Consider the following 7,234-nt stretch of genomic DNA (forward strand, 5'->3'; position numbering starts at 1 on the left):
ATAAGTTGACAGATATTTTGTAGATGCACAGTTTTTGTAGGAATATTCCCACAAAGATTGGTTCGTTTATCTGATGTGAAGTTAAGACAGCTTTCTATATTATCTCCCTCATCAAGTAACAGACGTGGCGGAATATTTACCACCGATTTACTTAAACGAAAAGAATGTGGAAAGCTGACAAGTATAATCGAATAACATTCGCACATATAGTCATTAACCCACTTCATATTTATTAAGTTAAGTATTCATTCATATTTAAATTCGAATGAATGCTCACCCACATTTAATTATTATATTGGAGTTTTAAATGAACAAGTTAACTTTGGCTATGGCGTTATTCTCAGCATCTACAACTATTGCAATGGCAGCAAGTAATAATACAATTACTTTCCAAGGTGAAGTCACAGCACAAACCTGTTCTGTTACCGTCAACGGCGTTGATGCCAACCCAATGGTATTGCTGCCAACTGTATCCAGCAGCGATTTGGATTCTTCAGGGAAAACAGCAGGTAAAACGGCCTTTACCCTGGGTGTATCTGGTTGTGCAGTTGGCAATGATGATATTGATGTCAAAACTGTTTTCGTCGCTAACCAAGTCACAGCTTCCGGTAACTTAAAAAATACAGGCACGGCAGCAAACGTTGAGCTTCAATTGCTGAAAGACACAACAACGACTTCAGGTATCGATCTGAATAGTGGTTTGGCGCAAGATGGTATAGTGTTAAAGGCTGGTGATACAGCAGCAGAGCATGATTTTGCAGTTCAATATTATGCAACTGGACAAGCAGGCGCTGGTTCTGTGATCGCATCGGTACAATATGCAGTTTCTTACCTGTAATCCCTGCTTTGCCGAATAGGATATACTTTAACTAGTTGGCGCTGCAATCAGGCAAAGTAAATGACAAATCGGTCATAGACCTTTTTGAATAGCATTTATACTAGCCCACAGGGTGAGCCTCAATGAGGCTCATTAATCCCGATGATCTTCACAATAGTGATTCGGGTAAAGTACCCCGATGTGTATTCAGCAGCTTCAAGCACCAACAAAATAGCTATTCGGCCAGTTTCATTCAGAGGGTATCCCCATGATGGTTAACATACATAGCTACAGTTATCGTTATCTGTTCATCGCGTTATTAATTTTTATGGGCATCTCTTCTGCTAAAGCCAGCGTCATCATGACGGGTAGCCGCATTATATATTCGGCGGGCGAAAAAGAGCACAGCGTACAATTAACAAATAAAGACAACTTCCCCAATGCGGTTCAGGTCTGGCTAGACAGTGGTGATGCCCAATCAACACCAGAAACAGGCAAAGCACCCTTTATCGTCACACCACCGTTCTTTCGCATGGAAGCCAATGCGGGACAAACATTGCGGCTGAAATATACCGGTAGCGGCCTGCCAACAGATAGAGAATCCGTGTTCTATCTTAATTTTTTACAGGTGCCTCCCGTCAACAAAGCAGAAAAAAGTAATAAAATGTTAGTGTTGATGCGTAACCGCATTAAAGTATTTTATCGACCCGAAAGTATTACTGGCCGTGTTGATCAGGTCTCCAGCGCACTGACTTTCAGTGTGCGCCAACGGGGTAAAGATGTTGTTGTAACAGGGAAAAACCCAACAGGATTCTATGCCACCATTGCCAGTGGTGAAGTTGTTGGCAGTGGTAAAAAACTTAAAATGAAATCCGAGATGATTTCACCGATGTCTCAAGCAGAATGGGTTATCCCAAATTCATCTGTACCTTCTAATGCTATTGTTAATTTCCTGATAGTGAATGATTTCGGCGGGCAAGATACCGGAAGTTATCGTATTTAGCCGGTAAAGGAAGATTTATGAGGCTTGCACGCGCTTCTGTGAAGAGAAAATTCTTTGGACGCAAGAAAGCATTAACACTATGTATTGCTTTAATCTTACATGTTGATACGGCTGTGGCTCAGGATGAGCCACAAAACCTCGAGTTCGATGAATCTCTGTTTTTAGGGACCAATTTTGCTTCAGGTTTGAATCAACTCAATAAAGAGAATTCTGCCACAGCCGGAAATTACGATGCTGTCGATGTCTTGGTTAATAACAAACCGTTCAAACGCACTACCATTGAATTTATTAAGAATGCTGACTCATCAGAGATTTACCCCTGCCTGAGTGATGAGTTCTTAACTGCGGCTGGCGTACTTCTAACCAACAAAGACGGCGCTGTAACCAACGAAACTAATACCCAAGAGACAGAATCAGCCCCTTCGGAGACTGCTGCAACCTCGTCTACAGAGCAATGTAGGCCACTGGCTGAGCGAGTAAAAGGGGCCTCTTTTCACTTTGATCAGGCTAAACTTCGCCTGGAACTGTCGATCCCACAAGCTTTGTTGCAAAAACGCCCCAGAGGTTATATCGAGCAGAGTGAATGGCAGGAAGGTGAAAAACTCGCATTCATCAACTACAGTTCTAACTTTTATCGCAGTGATACTCAGGCCCAGCAAAATAGCACCTCTGATTACGGGTTTGTTGGCTTAAAAAGTGGCCTCAATCTCGGATTATGGCAACTGCGTCAACAATCAAACGTACGTTATTCCAGTAATGATAATAGCAGCGATACCCAATGGAATAATATTCGTACTTATGTCCAGCGCCCTATCCCCCAATTGGATAGTCAATTAACGCTGGGCGAAACCTTCACCGACAGTACATTATTTGGCACCATGTCGTTTCGTGGCGTTAAAATGGCAACCGACCAACGTATGTGGCCAGAATCCATGCGTGGATTTGCCCCTGAAGTCCGTGGTGTTGCCAGTACCAATGCGCGGGTGGTTGTTAGCCAGAATGGGCGTGAAATTTATGAAACTACGGTTGCGCCTGGCCCATTCGTTATTAACGATTTATATAGCACCACCAGTCAGGGTGACCTCAATGTTGAGGTGATTGAAGCGAATGGTAGCCGTTCGACATTTACCGTGCCATTCAGTGCCGTCCCGGACTCAATGCGCCCAGGTGTTAGCCGTTATAATGCGGTGGTCGGCGAATCCCGTGATTTCACCAATATTGATAACTATTTCACTGACTTCACCTATGAGCGCGGTGTTACCAATCAGTTAACTGCGAACAGCGGCCTGCGTTTAGCACAAGACTATACGGCACTCCTTGTCGGTGGCGTATTGGGTACCCCCATCGGGGCCTTTGGCCTCAATACTACCTACTCTCATGCTAAAGTTGAAAATGATGAAACGCAGAATGGCTGGCGAATGCAAGCAACCTATAGCCAGACATTTAATCAAACCGGGACCACATTCTCATTGGCTGGATATCGCTATTCAACCAAAGGATATCGCGATTTAAATGATGTTTTTGGCGTGCGCTCAACGCAAAAAAATGGCGGGACATGGGATTCAACGACCTATAAACAACGCAGCCAGTTTACAACCTCAATTAATCAGACGTTGGGTAATTATGGTCAACTTTCTGCGTCTGCATCGACCAGTGATTATTATAATGATACGCAACGAGATACGCAGTTACAGCTAAGCTATTCAAACAGTTACCAAGACATCAGTTACAACCTGGCCATTAGCCGTCAGCGCACTGTTTATACCTCAACCCAATATAATTGGGATGACGATACGACGAATGAGACAACAACGCGCTACGGTAATACTGAAAATATTGCGACGCTAACGGTGTCTATTCCACTAAATATTGGCAATAAGAACCAATATTTATCGATGTCTGCTAGCCGTAACCCAAAAAGTGGTAATAGCTATCAGACGTCATTATCAGGTACCGCCGGTGAACGAAACACCTTTAACTATTCAGTGAATGCCGGCTATGACGACAGCAATATCAGTAGCAGTTCAAATAACTGGGGGGCAAATGTGCAAAAACAATTCCCTAATGCGACCGTCAATGGCAGCTATTCCCGCGGCAATAATTACACCCAATATGGTGTTGGTGCTCGTGGAGCCGCAGTAATACATAGTAAAGGTATGACACTCGGGCCTTATTTGGGCGAGACCTTTGGTTTAATTGAAGCGGATGGTGCTCAGGGTGCAACAGTACGAAATGCACAAGGGGCGAGGATTGATAATAACGGATTTGCCTTGGTGCCATCGTTAACACCCTATAATTACAATACGGTGGGTTTGGATACTAAAGGCATTAATCGCAATACTGAACTGAAAGAGAATCAGGGCCGCGTCGTTCCTTACGCCGGGGCCGCTGTGAAAGTAAAATTCGACACCCTGAAAGGCTATGCCGTGTTAATTCAAACCCAAACTAACGAGGGTGAAGGGTTACCACTGGGTGCCGATGTTTATAACAGCAAAAATGAAATTGTCGGGATGGTAGGTCAAGGGAATCAGATCTACGTACGAGTGAAAGACGACAAAGGCTCACTTTATGTGCGCTGGGGTGAAAGCAGCAGTGAGCAGTGTGAATTACCTTATACTTTTGATGGTCAAGATACTGAGCAGGATATTATTCATATAACAGGCAGTTGCCACCGTTAACAATTATGAGAAAAATAATGTTAAGAACAACAGAGCAGTTAATATCTTGCGAACTATCACCGCCAACGGCCACTACTTATCACCGCCGCTCGCGTATTTTGGCTGGAGCGATATTATTTATAGGGCTATGCAGCACCTCAGTATGGTCAGCCTGTACTCGCATTACGGCACAAACTCAACTTGGTGCCGGTGATGGTACGGCAAGTGACTGGGCGGGTTCTCTGGATTATAATAATGGCTCACTCGGCTTGCCGGGCCTTATCGACCTTAGCACGGCGGCGAATTTTCAACCCGATGGGACATTATTAGCCGCAGGTACCTCTGACTTCACCACCTTTGCCCTGAACACCGGTTATGACCCTAATCGGGTGCTATTCCGCTGCGCTGCGGCCGATGTTGATCAACTCTTCGAAATGTATGCCACTAACGGAGATAATGACTTTGGTGGTAAAAATGAAGATGGTGCCATTGCCGGTAATGTTCCCTCTGGTTTTGCCACCTATGTCCGCAATGTTGTTATCAGGCTTACAAATCTATCCACTGGCGAGTATTACTCGCGCTTATGGAAAGGGCGGCGCTTAACCGACCTGGATAAAGATAGCAGTGGCCGTATTTTAGTCAAAGCCAAGAATTTCAGTAACCTGTATACCGAGCTGTTTCGTATTGATTATGTCCGTGCCGGCACTAACAATGCAGCCTCTTACCTGTATGCCTATACCCAACCCAATGCTTATATCGCGTTTAAAGGACCAGGAATTAGTGGCCCTATTGAAGGAACTGACTCAGTATCAAACTGGCCCGGCTGGTATGCCACCTGGCCTGCCTCTATTGGATTGTACAATTATGTCACTTTCCGTCGAACCACGATTTGTGCGGTAACCAATTTTACCCCCACAGTGATATTACCGAGAATTTCTGTGGCAGAGCTGAACAGTGGCAGCACCACTTCGGCTGAATTTAAAGTAGATTTTCAGTGCCAGACCGGCGTGACATCAGGTGTCACTGCTGGCACGGTAGCGATGGGCTTTCTGGTACCAGCAGCAAATGCCGCTAAAGCGCAAGCTTTGGGATTAATGAACGGCAGTGGCGGGATCAGCCACTTGGTGTCAGATAGTTATGGTTCTGCCGGAACAGCAAGCGGTGTAGGCATCCGTATCTACCGCAATAATAGTCCGATTTATCTGCTATCAAAGAATGTAACTCAAACCGGTAATAACGCCGGCTGGTATGGCATCTTCCAGGGCGCCCAAGAAATAACCGGCACGGTGAGTGGGGGTAACAGTTACACTGAGAACTTTCGGGCTGAGTTAACTAAAATCAGCGGGCAAACTGTGACACCAGGAGCGGTGAATGCACATGCGCAAGTGGTTATACGTGTCCAATAATATGTTTTTCAGACACATAAATAGTGGGATTGGTGGGTTACTTTTGTTGCTTATGGTTACCAGTATACCGGCCACGGCAAGTGTCATTGCGGAAAGAACACGTATTATCTTCAGTGAAGGTAGCACCGAAGAGTCACTACAACTGGTTAACAGCAATAGCTATCCGGTGGCAGTGCAGGTCTGGGTGGATGACGGTGATTTGACCGCAACACCAGAGAAGTCTATTTCACCGGTATTAGTGTTGCCCCCGCTATTTCGGCTACAACCACAGGCACAACGCAGCCTGCGATTGATCTTATCGGGGGCCAGTAAATTACCCGTTGATAGGGAGTCTGCATTTTGGCTCAATGTTTACGAAATTCCACCGAAGGTGACCCCTAAAACTGAGGATGAATCTTTCGTCACGCTGGCCTTGCGCATGCAATACAAAGTATTTTACCGCCCTAAAAACTTACCAGCCCCAGGAGATACTTTAGGTAAGGCGTTAACCTTTACTCTTGAGACAAAAAGCGATACCGCCCTGATTCGGGTTGATAACCCGACGCCTTATTATGCATCATTAGCCTCACTGACATTAGGCTCAACTGAAAGCCTGCCAGATATGGTTGCTCCTTTTTCGAAGCTCGATTTTTCGCTCAATCGTTTACCCCCAGCAGTCAGCAAGACGGTCAATTTTGTCTTAATTGATGATTTAGGTAACCGAAAGGTATTTAGCAGCAATTTAAAATAAAAAATTAATGAATATAAACTGTCGCAGAGACAGTTTATATTCTGGTTTCTAATTACCACAACCAGTCATATGCCTTGCCCCGCCCTATTCCACGTCTGATTCAAGTCTAATTACCGATAATAAGATCTATTCTTGATTGCTCTATTCTATTAAAGCTTATTATGTTTATAAAAAATCACTCCACCTGCATTTCCAGTGAAATGCCCAATTGCATTATGCATCCTTCAATAAAACTTTCAGCAACTTGTAATTGACGTCGAATCTCCCGTTCATTACATTTTTTCAATCGGGCAATAGAGGCTTTAGATTGCCCATACACATAATGTCGAAAGATAAGCTCCAGTTCTTTTTCTCGCGAGGCCCGCTGTAAATTTCCTATTGTTTTATCAATGGCTAATCCATCATTATCGCAACATGACTCTACCTGTCTATTGCTCGTCACCAATCCCTTAAACCCGCTAGCGATATGAGGATAATCCAGATGAGAGTTATCCCTAGCCCATACACCCCAACGCGTCAAAACAGTTTGGATATCACTCATTACTACTCTCCTTTTATATTTAAATGCCTTTTCATTTATTTGATTAATATCACCCACAAAAAAGACCTCACTAATTAGTG

The 7,234-nt window shown here is 44.4% G+C and carries 6 protein-coding genes; 5 read left to right on the top strand and 1 reads right to left on the bottom strand.

Annotated features, from left to right (window positions below; translation table 11 throughout):
• The first annotated feature begins 307 nt into the window (after positions 1-307).
• The 5 genes from V2A85_RS20695 to V2A85_RS20715 all read left to right on the top strand — a co-directional run bounded on the left by V2A85_RS20695 (position 308) and on the right by V2A85_RS20715 (position 6,613).
• Positions 308-838 (top strand): fimbrial protein, encoded by a 531-nt coding sequence (locus tag V2A85_RS20695; protein WP_372560089.1) that lies wholly within the window; start codon positions 308-310, stop codon positions 836-838.
• Positions 839-1,088: 250 nt separating this feature from the next.
• Positions 1,089-1,820, top strand: a complete 732-nt coding sequence (locus V2A85_RS20700) for a molecular chaperone (RefSeq protein ID WP_372560669.1) — start codon at positions 1,089-1,091, stop codon at positions 1,818-1,820.
• 17 nt (positions 1,821-1,837) lie between these two features.
• Entirely contained in the window at positions 1,838-4,498 is a 2,661-nt protein-coding gene (locus tag V2A85_RS20705) for a fimbria/pilus outer membrane usher protein (RefSeq protein ID WP_372560090.1), read from the top strand.
• A gap of 17 nt (positions 4,499-4,515) precedes the next feature.
• Complete coding sequence (gene stbD / locus V2A85_RS20710; RefSeq protein ID WP_372560091.1) at positions 4,516-5,883, top strand: fimbrial usher protein StbD; 1,368 nt, start codon at positions 4,516-4,518, stop codon at positions 5,881-5,883.
• Positions 5,849-6,613 (top strand): molecular chaperone, encoded by a 765-nt coding sequence (locus tag V2A85_RS20715; RefSeq protein ID WP_372560092.1) that lies wholly within the window; start codon positions 5,849-5,851, stop codon positions 6,611-6,613. The genes stbD and V2A85_RS20715 overlap by 35 nt, the downstream gene beginning before the upstream one ends.
• A 175-nt stretch (positions 6,614-6,788) precedes the next feature.
• Here the strand turns inward: V2A85_RS20715 and V2A85_RS20720 are convergent, their stop codons facing one another.
• Positions 6,789-7,154 carry an antiterminator Q family protein gene (locus tag V2A85_RS20720; RefSeq protein WP_420072239.1) on the bottom strand — a complete coding sequence of 122 codons (366 nt, stop codon included), beginning with the start codon at positions 7,152-7,154 and terminating at the stop codon, positions 6,789-6,791.
• Positions 7,155-7,234 lie beyond the last annotated feature (80 nt).

This window comes from Yersinia sp. 1252 StPb PI, from assembly GCF_048593885.1.
GTDB classification, from domain to species: domain Bacteria; phylum Pseudomonadota; class Gammaproteobacteria; order Enterobacterales; family Enterobacteriaceae; genus Yersinia; species Yersinia enterocolitica_E.

Bases quoted from the DNA above. Each gene is read 5' to 3' on its own strand.
- V2A85_RS20705 (WP_372560090.1), top strand. From the start codon at position 1,838: ATGAGGCTTGCACGCGCTTCTGTGAAGAGAAAATTCTTTGGACGCAAG.
- V2A85_RS20720 (WP_420072239.1), bottom strand. From the start codon at position 7,154: ATGAGTGATATCCAAACTGTTTTGACGCGTTGGGGTGTATGGGCTAGG.
- V2A85_RS20695 (WP_372560089.1), top strand. From the start codon at position 308: ATGAACAAGTTAACTTTGGCTATGGCGTTATTCTCAGCATCTACAACT.
- V2A85_RS20715 (WP_372560092.1), top strand. From the start codon at position 5,849: ATGCACATGCGCAAGTGGTTATACGTGTCCAATAATATGTTTTTCAGA.
- stbD (WP_372560091.1), top strand. From the start codon at position 4,516: ATGTTAAGAACAACAGAGCAGTTAATATCTTGCGAACTATCACCGCCA.
- V2A85_RS20700 (WP_372560669.1), top strand. From the start codon at position 1,089: ATGGTTAACATACATAGCTACAGTTATCGTTATCTGTTCATCGCGTTA.